1 protein-coding gene is annotated in these 684 nt (G+C 42.7%); it reads right to left on the bottom strand.

The features are described from left to right. Window positions 1-238: 238 nt before the first annotated feature. Window positions 239-505 (bottom strand): hypothetical protein, encoded by a 267-nt coding sequence (locus A3729_RS10965; RefSeq protein WP_068633817.1) that lies wholly within the window; start codon window positions 503-505, stop codon window positions 239-241. Window positions 506-684: the final 179 nt, after the last annotated feature.

The raw sequence follows: 684 nt of genomic DNA, 5'->3' as shown, positions 1-684 counted from the left end.
CAAACCTTAATTCGAGACACAAACACAGAAATTCTCGACCACCACTACATTGGTAGTGAATGTATTCGTAAGGCGCCATTGAGACTACCTTCATATCGTCTGGTTGAGCAATATCCATAGCTTACCTATGACATTTAACGCCTTGCGAATGGGCGAGTGGCGCGCAGCAAAGCGAGTCCAGCCCCGGGTGTTTTTCCGGGGCGAACATTGCGCAACTTGTTAGGTGGATAATACATCACTATCTATTACCACCGGCTACCCATACCTGATGATGCTCTTGTTCTAATAACTTTCGAAGCTTTCCAGTTTTAGAAAATAAGACCAAACAAATAATGCATCCTACTGGAGGCATAAACCAGAGAGAGGATATCAGTTGTTTTTTTAAAACTGGATCAATTCTTTTTAATCGAGAAATCTTAATCGTGTAAATCAAAGCTGGAATTAGCCAAATGAATAGAGCCACTACCAAAAATATTGCGATCAAAATTTCAACATCTGAGTCCATGCGAACACCTAACGCTTTTATAAACGGCGCACGGCTCTATCGTGCGTCCAACGCAGGCCACGTGTTTTTGTGGCCGGAGTGATGTTTGATGAACTGGTTAGATGTTTTAGAACGACCAACTACACCAAACACCACGTTAAAACCAAAGTGCTTGCCCAGAGACAAAAACACCGTAGATG

This window comes from Oleiphilus sp. HI0043, from assembly GCF_001634935.1.
Note: the sequence above shows the minus strand (reverse complement) of the source record. Positions and strands in the feature narration are given on the sequence as shown.